This window comes from Gardnerella swidsinskii (genome assembly GCF_003397705.1).
In the GTDB taxonomy this organism is placed as follows: Bacteria; Actinomycetota; Actinomycetes; order Actinomycetales; family Bifidobacteriaceae; genus Bifidobacterium; species Bifidobacterium swidsinskii.
This window is the reverse complement of sequence record NZ_QJVB01000003.1, coordinates 361,119-377,835: the sequence shown is the minus strand read 5'-3', so window position 1 is coordinate 377,835 and position 16,717 is coordinate 361,119. Positions and strand designations below refer to the sequence as shown.

Below are 16,717 nucleotides of genomic sequence, written 5' to 3'. Positions count from 1 at the left end.
CAATCCAACCAGAGCATGGCGAAAGAAAATCGGCAACCGTCATAAAAGTCTTACGAAAACCAATCACCCAAGCCGGCAAACCCACAATAATAATAGAAGGCAAAACCGATCCTTCATACGCTTGATTACCAAGCATAGAAAAATTGTCTTTTACTGGAGCAAGCGCTTCCAAGACTTTACCTTGCTTTTTCAAAGTTTTTTCACGATTTAACCGTTCGCGTTCTTCTCGCTCTGCACGCAATTGTTCTTCGCGATTCACTCGCAATTGTTCTGCTTGCTGCGATATCGTATAGCCTGATTGCCATTTTCTTGCGCTTGAGCGCGCGCTTGTTCATACTGCGAGCGCAATTCGTTAAATTCGCGTTGACTTACGCCATTAGCGCCTTGCGTTCCAGAGTTGTGCTTAACAATAGTCAACACAATAACAGCGGTTATTGCTACAGCAACCACCATTAAAACAAGCATCACAATATTATCGAACATACGTTCTGTTAAACACTATTGAGTTGACTTTTGAAATATAATTAGACACGTCTTTTAAGCGCGTTCAAAATAAAGCAATCCACGTCCACACGTGCCGCTCCATAGGCAAACTGCAATTATAGTAAGCACAACAATGACGTATAACAATATGGATTGTCCAGGAATTACAGGCAAAGTTCCAGAAGGATACCATCGCAAAATCAATCCAATTTTACTTTGCAAACCTTGTGTGGCAATGTTCATCACCGCTAAAAAGACACCAAATGCAAGGCCGTAAAACCTTCCAAAACAGGCTAATCCAATCATTATGAGCACAATATCAATCCAAGCATTACCTAAAATCATCTGCAATGTACTCAATAACTGCAAGTCAATTATACGAACAATTAACACTGAAGCGCCGAATGAAACAAACAAACACAATAAAGCAGCACTCAATGCATATATTCGCAGCCTTTTCATCACGAAACGTTCCCACGATACCATAATCGGAGCAAGGCAAACGAATGCCGCGGTAATAAGCCCAACTACAATAACTTCATACAGAGGAACAACAAAATTAACAACACTACTACCAGATTGACATTGGAACGTTATACCTTCTACCGCATTATGCACATTAGCAGAATCTGGCAAACAAATATAACCAACATAAACTGGCAACTGCGTTACAAATGATCTGAATATAACAAGCATTAAAGAGGGAAGGACTACGGACAATAAAATTGCAACGATTGCAACAATATAATGCCTACCTTCAAGCCAAGCGCGAAAATTATTTTTCATGCTTATCACCAAGTTCCGATAAGACTTGTTGTGGAGTTATGAGGCATTGATTAAGTTCTTTAACATGATTTTTTACAAATTGTTTCAGCTTAGCATCATCAGCATTATTAATACTCATAGCCACTTTATCGTTTGCTTCACCTGTAATAAATCCATATGACCCATACACATCATTACTTATACGAGAAGGAAGCTGAGCAAGCAAAAATGCTGTAACAGAAGCGTTTGAATCAAGATTCTTTTTTACATATACTTCTTTCATAGCGCTTGATGCACATTTTGCAGGCACAAATCTTTGTAACACTTCTTGAGCGATACCAGTCATATCACCATATTTCTCAGAACGCCTAACAAATGTATCTGTTTGTTGTTGAATAACAGTAGCTTTAAGATTACGTAACTTTATTAAACCACTATTAGTAAGATTCCAAGATTTTTCAGTATTTGTTGGAGTAAACGCATTTCCAAGCACAAGCACAATTCCTTTGCCTTGCGAATCTCTCTGATTCTTAGGAAACCAAGAAGCAACAGTTTTCAGATGTTTAACAGCACGAAGTTTACGAATATAAGCTTCTTCAGGATGTACACAAACAGAAAAAGCAGTATCTTTAAACGTCGTACACTGAGGCACAAAAGGTCCAGAGCGAATCCAAGGTTTTGGACCCCACATAGCTATACAACAAGCGCATACTATTGGCATAATTAAAGAAATACTTATTGCTTTTATGCACCAATAAGATCCCTTTTGCCAAAAATATCTAATATGCGCGCAACAAAGAATGCATGAAACAATAACAACACACACAAAGAATATGCGCAAACCCACCAACCATGGGTTCATACGCAAACCAGGCTCAGCACCAATACCAGCATCCGACACTGGAAGTATTGCATATAAACTACTACCCCAATATCTAGGAAAAATATCTCCCTGAGGTATGGCGCCATTACGCATTATTATGACGCCATAAATACAGCACCAAATTATTGCAAAAGATAATAAAGCTGAGAATACAATTGCCCAACGATTGCCAATAATTACTCCTAAAGTAAAACCAATTGCAAAAAATGCACTTGGCGTCACACCTCCACATAATAGTGGAAAATACGGAAAATTTGTAATATTTACATCACTCTGAATTACTGTTGGCAATATACTTACGCAATATAACAAACTGCACAGTATAGCGCCTTTTAGTATAGGAATAGCGTAACGACTGGTTGATTTTCCTGCACACCACGCAGGATTAACCAAACATCTAGGCGAGCAAGCTTTACATGAACACCATGCGCCAAAAATGCAAGCAACAATATCAGACAAACAATGCATCCATGTGACATCAATTCTTAACCAAAGCGCATAATTATTATTATGCGCTAAAAAATTTGCCACACCCAAAAAAATAGGATATGCAATCAAAAATAAGCTAAAAATACAACTGCTTACTAGAGATAATGGGGACATAATATGTGAAACAATTGTGCACTTCTTATGACTTTTCGTAAAAAATCCGAATTCAGTTAAAAAGTTAGAATATTGACGCATATTTAATCACACCCCTACTTGCTACCACATTAACGAAATAAGAAACTATACATATCCAGTTACTGCTATTACTAATTTTTATGAAATTTAGATAGCAAATGTCTATACCCTGATTCCCATGGAGTTACCATAAGATCTTCACGATTAGCATATTGAAGAAGATTATCCATTTTCCCATCAAGCAATATAATTCCTTCATTAAGAACTATAACCCGATCCGCAATTACTGCTAAATCTTCTACTAAATGTGTACTGACAATAACAGTATGCTTTTGCGAATAAGACTTAAGAAAATTACGAATATCAATACGCTGCTCAGGATCTAAACCAACAGTAGGCTCATCAAGTATTAGTACTGCAGGCTGACTAGCAATCACACAAGCAATACCAGCACGCTGACGCTGACCTCCTGATATTTTAGCAACGATGCGATGTGCTTGTTTTTCCAAGCCAACCTGTTTGAGAGCATTCCAAGCAGCTTGATACGCAGCACTCCACGATAAACCTCGCGCCCATGCGGCATATTGAACATTTTTTAACACACTCGATGCATTCATAAGTTCAAATGATTGTGGCAAATAACCAATATTTGACCGAGCTTTAGCCCTTTCCGCACAATCAGTTACGTCAAAGCCATGAACAAAAAGTTTCCCACTAGAGGGAGCACAAATCGTCGCTATAACGTTAAGCAGAGTAGTTTTCCCAGCACCATTTGGCCCCAAAAGACCACATATGCCAAAAGATAAATCTATAGAAAGATTATGCAAAATTTGTTTTTTCCCATACGAAAAATTCACATTAACAAGTTGCACATCTGAGCCCGTATATGATTCTTGCATATCTCCCCACTTAACGTTATAGCAATTTGATATTTATACCAACTAGACTAATTACTTCCAACTTCCATGGTGACAGGGTTGCCACTAGGAGTATCATTAACCCCAAAAATACAGCCACCAGAATATTCAACGCCATCTTTTATCCAATTAGTAAGTTGATCTGGCCAAAAACGGCAAGCTATTCTCGCACGCACAAATTTTGGAGAATGATGGCATACCAACTTTGCTTGATTATTATGAACACTAGCCGTACAAGGTATACTTTCTCTGTCTATTCCAACTACAGAACCACTCATCTGAGCATAAGCTGACATTGGCATAGCATAAACAATAGCAGCAAGCGCAACTATTGCAAATCCTTTCTTTGCGAACATATTCGTATCTCCATTTTCAATCTGCTTAATAACGTATTCAGCCCTGAATACGTGATGCTTATTATATAATAACAATCTTGCTATATCAAGCTTAATTTTGGGAGTACTAGCTTTTCTTAATTATCCTTATGTCGGCAGTTATGACGTAGCATGCGTAGTACTTTGCATCATTTCATTACTTGGCGTAAAGGTCTTAATTTATTTTTCAAATAAAAAAGAATGTAATTTGCACAAATCTTTTTGTTTTCAATTATTCAGATATAAAAATAGCGTGCTGTCTACTGGGGAATAATCCAATAAACAGCACGCTTTGTTTTATTTGACTACATTAAAGAATGCAGGCACTACGCAATCTTTAGGGTCACATGGTCGCTAGTATTCTCACAATCCGCGATTACGCGAGCGCCATCATGCATCTTTCCAGAAAGCAGCAACTGCGCAAGCTGGTCGCCAATTTCTGTTTGAACCAATCTGCGTAACGGACGAGCACCATAAACTGGATCGTAGCCATGCTCCGCAAGCCAAGCGCGAGCAGAGTCACTCACATCCAAGCTAATGCGTCTTGCGCTAAGGTTGTAAACTTTTGTTCCATATCTACCTCACTTCCACGAAAGCTGTAAAACACATTTCAGTTAAGTCAAATCGCTGCAACTTTTGTTGCAACCTTTATTGCAACTCTCGTTGCAATTTCAAGCTTTTTGACGATACTTTCGAGTTCTAACGAGCTTTCACTTTCATGTATCTGATACGTATAACAGATTTTCCTATAACTTTATTCCTAAAACTTGAGTGTACTAGACTCAAGTTTTGAAATCAAGATTAAGGGCTATTTCCTAAAATCAATCACATGTTGCATATTTAAGGTGAAATTGCAATGTTTTACGAATATTTTATAGACTGACTTCTGCAAATAATATACAATATAAATATGTCGTCGGCGACATATTACAGGTAAAATTATCCACAATAACAATGAGGCTATTATGAATAAGAAACTTTTCAAAACAATTACAATTGCAGCTGTTTTATGCGTACTATGGCCTACATCTTCCGCTTTTGCCAAAGAATCATATGATGATAAATTATCAAATTTTGCAAATGCGTTACCTTATTACGTAAATAAAGAAAAGCTAGATAAAAGCGTGCAAGAAATAGCTCAATATCATCATTGGAGCAAAGAAAAAGTGCTCGATGCAGAAATGGAATTATTGCAAAATCCAAATATCAATAAATACCAACAAGATAAATCTTCCAGCCCAGCAACTATAGCGCTACCAAACGCTCAACATCGTGGTGATTTTTATTTCACTCCTGCAGGACTACATGGTCACACAGGCATTTACTCGCAAAAAAATAAAATTGTTGAGGCAGTAGGATCAGGAGAAGTAGCTAGAGAAAAACTAGCTTTCAAGACTCTTGTAGCTCCAGGAGCAATAATACGTTCTGTTAATACATCTAATGCCAATAGAGCAAAAGCTGCAGATCGAGCTCGAACTTATATCGGTCGTGGATATAATGATGCTTTCTGGCAACCGAATAAAAACGACTGGGGAGGACTACATTGCGCGCAATTAGTCTGGGCTTCTTATAAATATGGCGCTGGAATAGACATTGACGATGGCAACGATGAACTCGTCTGGCCTTGGGATCTTGAAAAAACAACAAAAGCCACAACATACAGAAAGCTTTGATGACAAGATGAAACAATTAAGCAAGAAGATAATTATTGTTTTACTATGCTTTTCTGCCGCCGTCATCGCATCAGCTATATTGTTTCTACTGTTTTGGCAGCAGATGCCTACACAAATTAGTTATAAACAAGCAAATCTTTCACATGCCGTTGGCGCTGTGGCAATAGGTGACATGACTGCCGGCAAAGAGAAGAAGCGAGATGGATTCATCGTATTACTCAACAACGATGGAACTTCTCAAACTATTACCACTTATGCCATTGAATCTCCTAACATATTATGGAACACTGATGGTTTGTATTTCGTAGACGCTAAATTTGACTATTTCCTTGCCCAAAAAAGTAACATGCGTATTGCAATTAAACATCACAAAAAATTACCTGCTGCACAAGCTGGAATTTTTGAAAATAATCAGCACGAAGTTATTAGTGTTCTTGACCACGGTTTTACTCGCACTAGGAAAAATCAACTCGAATTCAATAGTATTACCCTTGGCAAACCGCGAAATACAGATATTATGCAATCACGTATATATGATGTATCGAGCGCTTGCGGGAGTGGCACGTACACCATTAGCCCCAGCGACAATGGAACTAATAGTTTTAATGGAACAAATGGATTCGTAATAAAAAAACTCCAAGATTCAATACCCATAAAACATATACTCAAAAATTCTGAAACGACGGTACATAGTTTTTCTACGATAGGAAACGACACAGCTCCTTGCATTCGCAACACCATCATTTCGATTGGAGACACAACGGAATATAAAAAAGACAATCCTGAATTCACTTTCACCACGTACGGTATTAATCGGTGGAATACGCAATCAGGAAAATTCGATTTTATACCGCTAACCTTGCAAAATAAGCGCATAGCCTATAACTATGGGGAAAAACACGATTTTGAAAATATTTCATATGGGAATAGGACAATGCTCAATGATCGCGAGCTCTTAGCACTCGACCAAGGCACAGGCGTGCTGTATAAAATTAATACAATTACTGGGAAAACGCAAATTACATTTACCATCCCAGTAAATACTTCAAGCAAGTTCAATCCAAAAAGATATTGGATGCAAACCACTAAAAATGCTATAGCAATTTTAGATAACGCAAATGGAGAAAAGACACCACAATCTACATTGTATTTTCTTAACAAAAAGAATTTTAAACTACAACAAACCGTGCATTTTGATAACACAACAAGTAATCTTCTTGCTGGGAAAGTAGATGGATGTCATTTCAGCGATTTTGCAATTAATCCACAAATGTAGACGATTTGCCAAATTACAGTTTGACGAACTGAAAAATTGAATACTAAATTTGTAAGACGATAGAAAAAAGAAAAAATCTATCGTCTTTTTTCTTGCCTAATTTCCCTATGTTTTGCGATCAATAAATAGAGAAAACTCACTAATTAGCGAACTAGTATTTCATCATACTGTGCATTAATCGTGCTTAATTAACATTTCCCACTTCACCAGGTGTGTGCAAAGTGGGTGCACCTTTTAACGTTAACATCCTGTGCACTCGACCCTAAAGTGTACATTCTTATACCTTCCAGTTTTTATTTTACTGTCTAACTTATTACATAACTCAACATTAAATCTGTTGTGGTCTGTGATAGAAAATAATCCGACTTCATTTTCATCTAACTTGTTTAATAAAACTTCTGCATTATCTATGGTAGAATTACCCACAATACCATCACTCTCTTTATATTTACTAGCAATGGAATGGATATGTAAATCAAATTTCATATATATTTTCCTTTTCTAAATATCATTATTATTTTCTGTATCAAACTCACTTTGTATCTTAATGCACTCCACTATTTCATCAATGTCACAATCTAAAGCATTGCAAATTCTAAGTAAAACATCTGTAGTTACATTTTGCCCATTCTTCATTTTATAAAATGTACTTTTACTTACCTTCGCTTTTTTCATCAGCTCATTGTTTTTCATCTCTAAATCAATGAGTTTTTTGAACAGTCTTTTATAGCTAAATACCCTCATTTGTATTATCATCCTCTATAATTGCATTTAGAACCACATATGGCTCTTTTAGTTTAATAAAATCGTCTAATTTTGTTCTTCTTCCAAGATATAAAAAGTCCATAATATCATTAAATTCTTTTATTTCTTCACTATCCTCATCTATAATTCCATATTGCTTGTAATACGGCAATGCACTTTCAAAATCAATATATAAATGACCTTTCAAATCTATTTCATTTCCGATTTTCATAATTTTATCAATACACAACTCATACATATTGGGTGAACTAAATCTAATAAATTCTGCGATTTCTATCCCTTTATTTTTTGCAACCTCAGCAAATACTTTATCTGACATTGTGTCTAAATTAATCAAGTTGTTTTTTTCTTCTTCAACCCATCTGATTGCTTCTTCTTTATCAAATGCTTTAACAATAGCTAATGCCAATCTATCAATAACATGAATGTTATTGTGATATTTTTTATATAAAAATATTAACACCTTGTATCGCACTATTGGAGGTAACAATGAAAATGAGCGTAAAACATCACTTCTTGATCCAAATTCATAAGTTTCAAAATAATTTATAAGCATAAATGAAAGCATATCCAAAAGCTTATCCACAATTTTGTCAAATTCATCAGATGTAACATCTCCTAAATACTCAGTGTGAGTACATTGGTTGCCATCTTGTTTAATATCCTCTAATGCTTCTTTTAAAAACTTACTATTGTTAAGCTCCTCAATTTTTTCAGATATTTTTTTCGCTCCAACTGTCACTTTTTCACTTGAATCAATATCTAAAATTTTTCTCACTATTACTTCTGCGTATTGGCGAATAGTAGCAATTTTATTCCGATTAGATGTCTCTGAATAAAAAATATCCCCCATTAAATCTTTTGCTAATATTTGATATTTTTCATTATCAAATTTTTTCATTCAGCAACCTCCGTTCGAGAAAACTATTTTATTATATTATACCATGAAATATACTTCATTCATAAAAATATTCTCTTTAATCGAACTTTCACAAGTAAAAAAGAGCCGGTGCAGTCCTAAGACCACACCGACCATAAGTTTATCTCTCAGCTCCTTTTGATGTTTCTTTCTTTTCTTTAGGCTTTTCCTTATCTTCAGCCTGATATTTTTTGATAGCTCCAAGTACAGATTCTTTCTTTTCTTCTTGTCTTTTCATCTGTTCTTTTGCCTTTAAGAGTTTTGAAGAAAGTATTCTAATGTTAGTATGTTCCTTGCCGTTATCGTCAACGGAAGTTCTGATCTGTCCAAAGAGTTTTACAAAATCTCCCTGCTTAAAGTCTTTTGGAATATCACCCTTTTCTCCGTATGCGGAGCAATTATGATATACCTTATTGCCCTCATCATCTTTAGATGCCACAGAGAAGTTTACCACTTAAAAGGCTTCGCCGTTCTTATTTTCTCTTTCAACTACATCGATCTTTCCTACAATATTTCCAACGATATTGACAAGATTATCTTTCTCCTCTTGAACATAAGGAAGATCTTTAATCTGCCCCTGTTCTCTTAAATCTTCAATCATGTAATCAAATTCCTCATGCAGTAAATTAACGGTGTCATTGTCCATATAAGCCTCATAGAGCTTATCCAAAGCACTTTCATCGTTGATACCTTTTTTCCATGCTGATAACCGCCTTAACAAAGTCCTTGTGATTATCACTTACCATATCTTCTATCTGATTTCTCATTGTTTTGTAATCCATGTTTTTTCTCCTTTCATGGTAAAAGGGAGGTTTCCCTCCCTTATCGTACATATTCCTGTTCTTTTGCAGTTTGTTTTTCTTCTGTTTTACTTTCTTCCTGATAGGCTCTTATCTGTCCTAAGATAGATGATTTATCACCCGTTTTCTGTGCGGCTTCCTCTTTGGTATGCAAATTATCTTCAACATCATAGGTTGACTCAAAATAATCGCTGTCCTTAAAGTCATTGTCATATCCGTCAACAATTCCATCATTATCAAGTTCTTTAGAAAGTGGATCATAGAAGTTACCTTCATCATCAATTTCAAGTCCAATTGCTTGCTTTAATTCTTCTTCATCTACCGAAACAAAGGTATTAAACTCTCCATTTTCCATTTCAAATTTTATGACATCAAGAGCCTTTTCAACACTTCCATTTTCCTTTACATAATCATAATGACTTACTACAACATCATTTACATATTGAGTTGCTGTATAATTCTCAAGGTCTAACTCAAACTCTATGCCATGTCTTTCATCCGGTGTATCAGTACAAGCAATTCCTATGTGCTTTAAATCAGGATATAGAGCGTCAAACTCATCATAACTATGATTTTCTTCATACTCTCTGTTGCAGAAGTCAATGATGGCTCGTTTTACATCTTCTACAAGGGGATTATCATTTCTCTTTTCTTCCACTTCTCCCATATCAAGGAGCTTATTCAGTTCTGCCAAGCGAAGCACCTTATTCTTTAGTTCATCAGCTTTTTCAAAAGGCTTTTGTAATTCCTCTTTGGCATTTTCAAGCTGTTCTTTTGTGCTGAAGAGCTTTTCTTCAAGCCTCTTTAATTTCTCAGGCATTTTCTCAAGAGCATTATCAAGCCTTGTAATATATTACCGTCCGCACTCGTTCCAAGCTCTCCTGAATGCTTTGCGGCACCGTTTAAGCTGAAGTTATGCTCATTGGTGAAGAAGTTGTAACTTACCTCTAAATCCATGTTTCTATACTTACCGATAACTTTGCTTTCATTGATCTTTACTTTAGAAATAGCTTCAAGCAGCTTTTCTCCGGCTAACTTTTTGTCTAATATCTTCTCACCACCGATAGTAATAGAAGCAAACTTTTCCTCTCCTTCAGCTTTTGCTTCTACATCTTTAATATCTTTCTTTACAGTCTCAATAAGCTTTTCTGTTCTTGAAATTTCTTCCGGATAGTTTTTAGCAACCTTATCCTCTAATCTGTAACGGTTGGACTTATAGTTTGCTTCAAGCATTTTAAGTTTTGTAACCTCATTATCCAAATCCATCTTTTCCTTGATTTTCGGATCACCTGTAGCAAGGGCTTTAATCTCTGCATAGTTTAAGCTGCTTTCGTCCACATCTTCCGCCACTCTTACAGGAGTTTTACTTGTCATAATCTGAGAAATGAACTTCTGTTTATTCTCGATGGTCTGCCAAAGGTACGCATCAAAGGTATTCTCCGTTACATATCTGTATATGCTGACTTCTTTGTTTTCATTTCCCTGTCTTACAATTCTTCCAGCTCTCTGCTCAAGGTCGGCAGGACGCCATGGGACATCTAAATCATGAAGTGCAATCAGCTTGTTTTGCACATTCGTTCCGGCTCCCATTTTCTGTGTAGAACCCATTAAAATACGAATCTCACCTTTTCTTACCTTTGCAAAGAGTTCATCCTTTTGCTTATCAGAATTTGCTTCATGGATAAAGGCTATTTCTTCTTTCGGTATTCCCATTGCCACAAGTTTTTCTCTAATATCATCATAAATATTAAACTCTCCATTTCCTTTTGGAGTTGACATATCGGAGAAAAGAAGCTGTGTGGACTTATTTTCTCTTGTCTTATCCCAAATGGAAAAGACATTTTTCACGCACACATTGACCTTGCTGTCAGGATTGTCAGGAAGTAAAGGATTGATTAAACGCTGATCTAAGGCGAGTTTCTTACCGTCATTGGTAATTTTAAGCATATTATCTTCGTCAGGCTCTACTACCATGTTTCTCACATCATCAGCTCTTTCCGATAAGCTCTTTAGGATTTCCTTTTACTCTTCACTTGGCAAAGTTTTAATAACTTCATAGTGTGCTTCAGGTGTTGGAAGATTTAGCATATCTGCTGTCTGAATATCCGCAACTTCTTTAAACATACTCATTAGTTCAGGAAGGTTATAGAACTTGGAAAATCTTGTCTTTACTCTGTACTCTGTTCCCTCCGAAGATAATTCAAAAGCTGACTGCGTTTCACCAAAGGTAGAAGCCCAGCTATCAAAATGCTCCAAATTATTCTTTTTAAGGCTTTCATACTAAAGATAACGCTGCATAGTATAAAGCTCTGTCATCGAGTTACTGACAGACGTTCCTGTGGCAAAGACAATACCTTTTCCACCTGTCATTTCATCCATGTATCTGCACTTCATAAACATATTGGAGGACTTAAAAGCTTCAGACTGCCCAATACCTGCTACATTTCTCATTTTTGTATAAAGGTAGAGATTTTTGTAATTATGTGCCTCGTCAATAAAGAGCTTATCTACACCTAATTCTTCAAAGGTAATGACATCGTCTTTTTTAAAATCATCGTTTAACTTTTCAAGCCTTGTTTCCAGCTTCTTTTTCGTTTTTTCAAGCTGCTTTACCGTAAAGTTCTGATTTCTGTCATGCTTATATTCCTCCGCATAGTTTATAATTTCATCAATCTGATCTTGGATATGCTTCTCCTGATATTCCTTACTCATCGGGATCTTTTCAAACTGTGTATGCCCGATTACAACGGCATCATACTCTCCTGTGGCAATTCTTCCGATAAATCTTTTTCTGTTTTTCGGCTCAAAGTCTTTCTTATCTGTTATCACAATATTTGCCGACGGGTAAAGCTGCATAAACTCTCTGCCGATTTGACCTGTTAAGTGATTCGGTACTACAAATAAAGACTTGGAACAGATCCCAAGCCTTTTAGATTCCATTGCAGAAGCCACCATTTCAAAGGTCTTGCCACTGCCTACCACATGGGCAAGAAGCGTATTTCCTCCATACAGACTTCTTGCAATAGCATTTTTATAAAATTTATTCAAACAAAAAGCCCGACGAGTTTACGCGCCGGGCTTTTAGTGTATTCAGTTAGTTATTGTGTAACTTTACTTATTCTTATTGCTATCTTCTTTAGCTGCGCTATCTTCAGACTTATTATCCTCAGATTTATTTTCTTCAGTAGCAACAGCAGCAGTTGTGTCTATTGTCTCAAACTTTTCGCCTTTAATTGTGAACTCCCCCAGCAATCCTTCGCCTTCAGCATCCACCTTAATGTGTTCGCCGTCAGAAAGTTCACCAAGCAAAATCTTTTCAGAAATAGTATCCTCAATATCTCGCTGAATTACGCGACGCAACGGACGTGCACCAAGCAAAGGATCGAAGCCTTTCTGTGCAAGCAAATTCTTAGCGGCATCCGTAATTTCTAGAGACATGTGACGATCAAACAGCCTGTCGTTAAGCAACTTCACGTCCATGTCAACAATTTGACGAACTTCTGGCTCCGTAAGCTGACGGAACACAATAGTGTCGTCCAAACGGTTTAAGAACTCTGGACGGAAATGACGCTTAAGCTCAGAATTAACCTGATCTTTCATACGCTGATACGTGGAATCAGCGTTATTTCCAAGTGTAAAGCCAGTGTTTGCAGCCTTCGCAATATCGCGAGTACCAAGATTGGTGGTAAGAATAATAATCGTATTCTTAAAGTCCACTTTTCTACCCTGACCGTCTGTTAAGTGACCGTCATCGAGTACTTGCAAAAGCGTGTTGAAAATATCTGGATGAGCTTTTTCAATCTCGTCGAAAAGCACCACAGAGAATGGCTTTCTGCGAACTTTTTCAGTAAGCTCGCCACCTTCTTCATATCCAACATATCCAGGAGGAGCACCGAAAAGCCTAGACGCAGCATACTTTTCTGCAAACTCTGACATGTCAACTCTGATTAAGGCATTATCGTCATCAAACAAGAAGTTTGCAAGCGCCTTGGCAAGCTCAGTTTTACCAACTCCAGTAGGACCAGCAAAAATAAACGATCCAGAAGGACGTTTAGGGTCCTTCAAACCAACTCGAGCACGACGAATCGAGCGAGCTAAAGCAGACACAGCTTCATCTTGACCAACAATACGCTTGTGAAGTTCAGATTCCATTTGAAGAAGCTTCTGTGATTCCGCTTGAGTAAGCTTTACTACAGGAATGCCTGTAGTGCTTGAAACAACGGAAGCAATCATGTCTTCATCAACAACCATCTTGACATTAGACTCGCCTTCTCGCCAAGCCTTTTCCTTCTCTGCAGCTTCATTCTCAAGCTTTTCTTGATCGTCGCGAAGATTGGCAGCTTCTTCAAAATCTTGCTGCTTGATTGCTTCATCTTTCTTTTCAGAAATCTTAGCAATCTTATGGTTTAATTCTTTGAGCTCAGGCGGCTGAGTCAAGCGCTTAATACGCAAGCGCGCACCAGCTTCATCAATAAGATCAATAGCCTTATCTGGAAGGTGACGATCTTGAATGTAACGATCAGAAAGCTCAGCAGAAGACTGTAAAGCTCCATCGGTAATAGTTACATGATGGTGATTTTCGTAGCGAGAACGCAATCCTTTAAGAATCTCGATAGTTTCAGCAATTGTAGGTTCTGGAACTTGAATCGGCTGGAAACGACGCTCCAAAGCAGCATCTTTTTCAATATACTTGCGATACTCGTCAGTAGTAGTAGCACCAATTGTCTGTAGCTCTCCACGCGCAAGCATTGGTTTAAGCATATCGGATGCACCAAGAGCTCCATCAGCAGAACCTGCTCCAACAATAGTGTGAATCTCATCAATAAAAAGCACAATATCGCCGCGTGTTTTAATTTCTTTAAGCACTTTTTTCAAGCGCTCTTCGAAATCGCCACGGTAGCGAGATCCTGCAATCATTGAACCTAAGTCTAGAGAATAAACTTGCTTATTTTTTAACGTTTCCGGCACATCGCCTTCAACGATTTTCTGTGCGAGACCTTCTACAACTGCAGTCTTACCAACTCCAGGCTCTCCAATAAGCACAGGATTATTCTTCGTGCGTCGGCTAAGTACAACCATAACGCGTTCAATTTCTTCAGAACGACCTATAACAGGATCAAGCTTTCCTTCTTGAGCTTCAAATGTTAAATTGCGTCCAAATTGATCAAGAAGAGCAGAGCCGGATTGATTTCGCTTATCTTGCACACTTCCAGCATTAGCTAACTCGCCCTTCTCGCTACCATTAGGAGCATTATCTCCACGAATTAAATCAACAGTAGTGCTTCGCAAGTCTCCAAGATCAACTTCCATCTTTATAAGTACTTGCGTGCCCACACCTTCGCCTTCGCGTATAAGCCCTAGCAAAATATGCTCAGTACCAATATAACTGTGACCAAGCTGAAGAGCTTCGCGCAAACTCAGTTCAAGCACTTGCTTAGCGTGAGGCGTAAAAGGAATATGACCAGCAGGCGAAACAGTGCCTTTGCCGATCATCTCTTCAACCTGTTTGCGAGTGCCTTCTAGGCCTACGCCTTTTGAGCTTAACGCTTTCGCGGCAATGCCCTCACCTTCGCGAATAAGCCCGAGCAAAATATGCTCAGTACCAATATAATTGTGCTGAAGTGAGCGAGCCTCTTCCTGAGCTAGCACAATCACGCGTCGTGCGCGATCAGTGAACCGTTCAAACATAACTACCTTCCGTTCTTTTCTTTCATTCCATGGTAACGAGTCGCCATGACGCGAAGCGTCGTATATATTTATTCATTCGTACAGCATTCCATAGCATCACAATAATCATGAATGATGAACCTAAATATTCATATTCTCGTTTCTTGCATAATTACTTATGTTGTCTGCGAGATTTTCTTTTATATAATCGCATTGATGTGGATGCTGTAGTTTTTGAAGTGTCTTCAGATTCTTGTGACTCTTCCACTTTTCCTGTTAACGGTATTTCTTCTGTAACAGAATTTTCGTCTACTAAGTTTACTTCTGAAGAATCAGGATAATCTGTATCTTTTTGGGATTTTTCAAATTTTTCAGATTCATTAGCTACAGTCTCTTCAATTTTTTCAGTTTGATTTTCAACTTCAATTTCGCGATTTTTGTCATCATTATTTTCATATGATTTTTCGTCAATAGTTGAATTGTCTATTAAATCAGATTCAGATAAATTATTTTGTTCATCTTTGTCTGTTGAGGCTTCTTTTTTGTTGCGCAATTTTGAATCTAATTTTCTGCGCTTACGACGATGCATCTTACTGTCTTCGATTGCTTCCTCAATAAGCTCAACGTCTGCTCGCTCATCTCGTGGAGCTTGTTGCAAAATGTCAATATGATAATCGTCGTATGCAGGTTCAGATTGAATCCAAAGCTGCGATGGCTCAGGTGGTTCAATGTCAGAATGCTCACCACAAGCATGATCAAGCGATACAACTCGCCCATCGTCTGGGCTCCACATGTTTGCGCATACGCCAAACATAGAGCCTAAACTTCCAGCTAGAGGAATGAGGAATCCGCATGATGAACATGCTTTGCCATCGGCAATTTTTGTAGATAACGACTTTGGGCCATGTTGACCTGCGTACCAGCGTTTAGCTGTTTGTGAAATTGCTTCCGCAGTCATTACTCGTCTGCGAGACAGTCTTAGCGTTGAAACAGCTTCTTCAAGATCTTCGTCAAAATCATTATTTGCATCGCAAGATTCTTGATTTTGATTAATATCTTTTTCTGCGTTTGCGTTTGTGTCTGCATCTTCTTCGCTAGTATTAGCTTTAGCGTCATCTTCAGTTTTAGACTCAGAATGATCATCTGAATTTGTTGATTCTATATTCTTTTCAGAATTATTATCATCAATATTATTTACTTGGCGGAAGCCATCTTCTAGTCGAGAATCGTCTTCAGATGTGCCAATAGAGTCCATTACAGAAAGATCACTTGGTTTCAAGCGGTCTTTCCACGGAATCCATGGTGGTGAAAGCAAAGAATTTTCAGTAGGAACAAGCGTTGATTCGTTCACGGTCCAACGTTGCGTTTCTTCATCATGATACAACGTAACTGACCACTGCCAGCCTTCATACCCAACTAAATTGCTTACGAAACGAAAGTCTGTAACTCCGTTGCCAAGCTCTATAGAAGATACAAAATCTCCTACTGCATCAGTACGTTCTGAAGTTTCCACAGCTATACTTCTAGCTAGTTCTTGTGGATCCATCACTTCATCAGTCATAAATAATATT

At 37.6% G+C, this 16,717-nt stretch carries 18 protein-coding genes and 2 pseudogenes; 2 read left to right on the top strand and 18 right to left on the bottom strand.

What is annotated here, in order from left to right; translation table 11 throughout:
- The 7 genes and pseudogenes from D0T18_RS05540 to D0T18_RS05510 form a co-directional block, all read right to left on the bottom strand.
- Nucleotides 1-193, bottom strand: a pseudogene (locus D0T18_RS05540) (hypothetical protein); the annotation flags it as partial.
- A gap of 62 nt (nt 194-255) precedes the next feature.
- Nucleotides 256-483, bottom strand: a complete 228-nt coding sequence (locus D0T18_RS05535; protein ID WP_240318295.1) for a hypothetical protein — start codon at nt 481-483, stop codon at nt 256-258.
- A gap of 54 nt (nt 484-537) precedes the next feature.
- Nucleotides 538-1,269, bottom strand: a complete 732-nt coding sequence (locus tag D0T18_RS05530; protein ID WP_116440627.1) for a hypothetical protein — start codon at nt 1,267-1,269, stop codon at nt 538-540.
- The gene (locus D0T18_RS05525) at nt 1,259-2,353 is read right to left on the bottom strand and encodes a hypothetical protein (protein WP_116440644.1); all 1,095 of its coding nucleotides are present in this window, start codon (nt 2,351-2,353) and stop codon (nt 1,259-1,261) included. Before D0T18_RS05525 ends, D0T18_RS05530 begins: the two co-directional genes overlap by 11 nt.
- Nucleotides 2,354-2,886: 533 nt before the next feature.
- Nucleotides 2,887-3,654 carry an ABC transporter ATP-binding protein gene (locus D0T18_RS05520; protein ID WP_116440626.1) on the bottom strand — a complete coding sequence of 256 codons (768 nt, stop codon included), beginning with the start codon at nt 3,652-3,654 and terminating at the stop codon, nt 2,887-2,889.
- 47 nt (nt 3,655-3,701) lie between these two features.
- A complete protein-coding gene (locus D0T18_RS05515) occupies nt 3,702-4,028 on the bottom strand; it encodes a hypothetical protein (RefSeq protein ID WP_116440625.1) in 327 nt (108 codons plus the stop codon).
- 344 nt (nt 4,029-4,372) lie between these two features.
- Nucleotides 4,373-4,600: pseudogene (locus D0T18_RS05510) on the bottom strand (hypothetical protein); the annotation flags it as partial.
- 411 nt (nt 4,601-5,011) lie between these two features.
- Here D0T18_RS05510 and D0T18_RS05505 point away from each other — a divergent pair.
- Entirely contained in the window at nt 5,012-5,719 is a 708-nt protein-coding gene (locus tag D0T18_RS05505) for a cell wall hydrolase (protein ID WP_116440624.1), read from the top strand.
- Complete coding sequence (locus D0T18_RS05500; protein ID WP_240318293.1) at nt 5,646-6,995, top strand: hypothetical protein; 1,350 nt, start codon at nt 5,646-5,648, stop codon at nt 6,993-6,995. Before D0T18_RS05505 ends, D0T18_RS05500 begins: the two co-directional genes overlap by 74 nt.
- Nucleotides 6,996-7,235: 240 nt before the next feature.
- On the opposite strand, the gene D0T18_RS05495 is transcribed toward D0T18_RS05500, so the two are convergent.
- From D0T18_RS05495 to D0T18_RS05465, 11 genes are all read right to left on the bottom strand, one after another.
- A complete protein-coding gene (locus D0T18_RS05495; protein ID WP_116440623.1) occupies nt 7,236-7,481 on the bottom strand; it encodes a PHP domain-containing protein in 246 nt (81 codons plus the stop codon).
- A gap of 15 nt (nt 7,482-7,496) precedes the next feature.
- The gene (locus D0T18_RS05490) at nt 7,497-7,739 is read right to left on the bottom strand and encodes a helix-turn-helix domain-containing protein (RefSeq protein ID WP_116432030.1); all 243 of its coding nucleotides are present in this window, start codon (nt 7,737-7,739) and stop codon (nt 7,497-7,499) included.
- On the bottom strand, nt 7,726-8,661 hold the full coding sequence (locus D0T18_RS05485) for a hypothetical protein (RefSeq protein WP_116440622.1): 936 nt from the start codon (nt 8,659-8,661) through the stop codon (nt 7,726-7,728). Before D0T18_RS05485 ends, D0T18_RS05490 begins: the two co-directional genes overlap by 14 nt.
- 139 nt (nt 8,662-8,800) lie before the next feature.
- On the bottom strand, nt 8,801-9,118 hold the full coding sequence (locus D0T18_RS07130) for a hypothetical protein (RefSeq protein ID WP_431306497.1): 318 nt from the start codon (nt 9,116-9,118) through the stop codon (nt 8,801-8,803).
- A 15-nt stretch (nt 9,119-9,133) separates the two neighbouring features.
- A complete protein-coding gene (locus D0T18_RS07125) occupies nt 9,134-9,418 on the bottom strand; it encodes a hypothetical protein (protein WP_431306496.1) in 285 nt (94 codons plus the stop codon).
- Between the two features lie 83 nt (nt 9,419-9,501).
- On the bottom strand, nt 9,502-10,299 hold the full coding sequence (locus D0T18_RS07120; protein ID WP_240318292.1) for a hypothetical protein: 798 nt from the start codon (nt 10,297-10,299) through the stop codon (nt 9,502-9,504).
- Nucleotides 10,284-11,453, bottom strand: a complete 1,170-nt coding sequence (locus D0T18_RS07115; protein WP_240318291.1) for a helicase-related protein — start codon at nt 11,451-11,453, stop codon at nt 10,284-10,286. Before D0T18_RS07115 ends, D0T18_RS07120 begins: the two co-directional genes overlap by 16 nt.
- A gap of 48 nt (nt 11,454-11,501) precedes the next feature.
- The gene (locus D0T18_RS07110; RefSeq protein WP_205411952.1) at nt 11,502-11,735 is read right to left on the bottom strand and encodes a hypothetical protein; all 234 of its coding nucleotides are present in this window, start codon (nt 11,733-11,735) and stop codon (nt 11,502-11,504) included.
- A gap of 24 nt (nt 11,736-11,759) precedes the next feature.
- A complete protein-coding gene (locus D0T18_RS07105) occupies nt 11,760-12,527 on the bottom strand; it encodes a DEAD/DEAH box helicase family protein (protein WP_205411951.1) in 768 nt (255 codons plus the stop codon).
- A 63-nt stretch (nt 12,528-12,590) separates the two neighbouring features.
- On the bottom strand, nt 12,591-15,167 hold the full coding sequence (locus D0T18_RS05470) for an ATP-dependent Clp protease ATP-binding subunit (RefSeq protein ID WP_103014021.1): 2,577 nt from the start codon (nt 15,165-15,167) through the stop codon (nt 12,591-12,593).
- A gap of 151 nt (nt 15,168-15,318) precedes the next feature.
- Nucleotides 15,319-16,707, bottom strand: a complete 1,389-nt coding sequence (locus tag D0T18_RS05465; RefSeq protein WP_103014020.1) for a DUF3027 domain-containing protein — start codon at nt 16,705-16,707, stop codon at nt 15,319-15,321.
- Nucleotides 16,708-16,717: the final 10 nt, after the last annotated feature.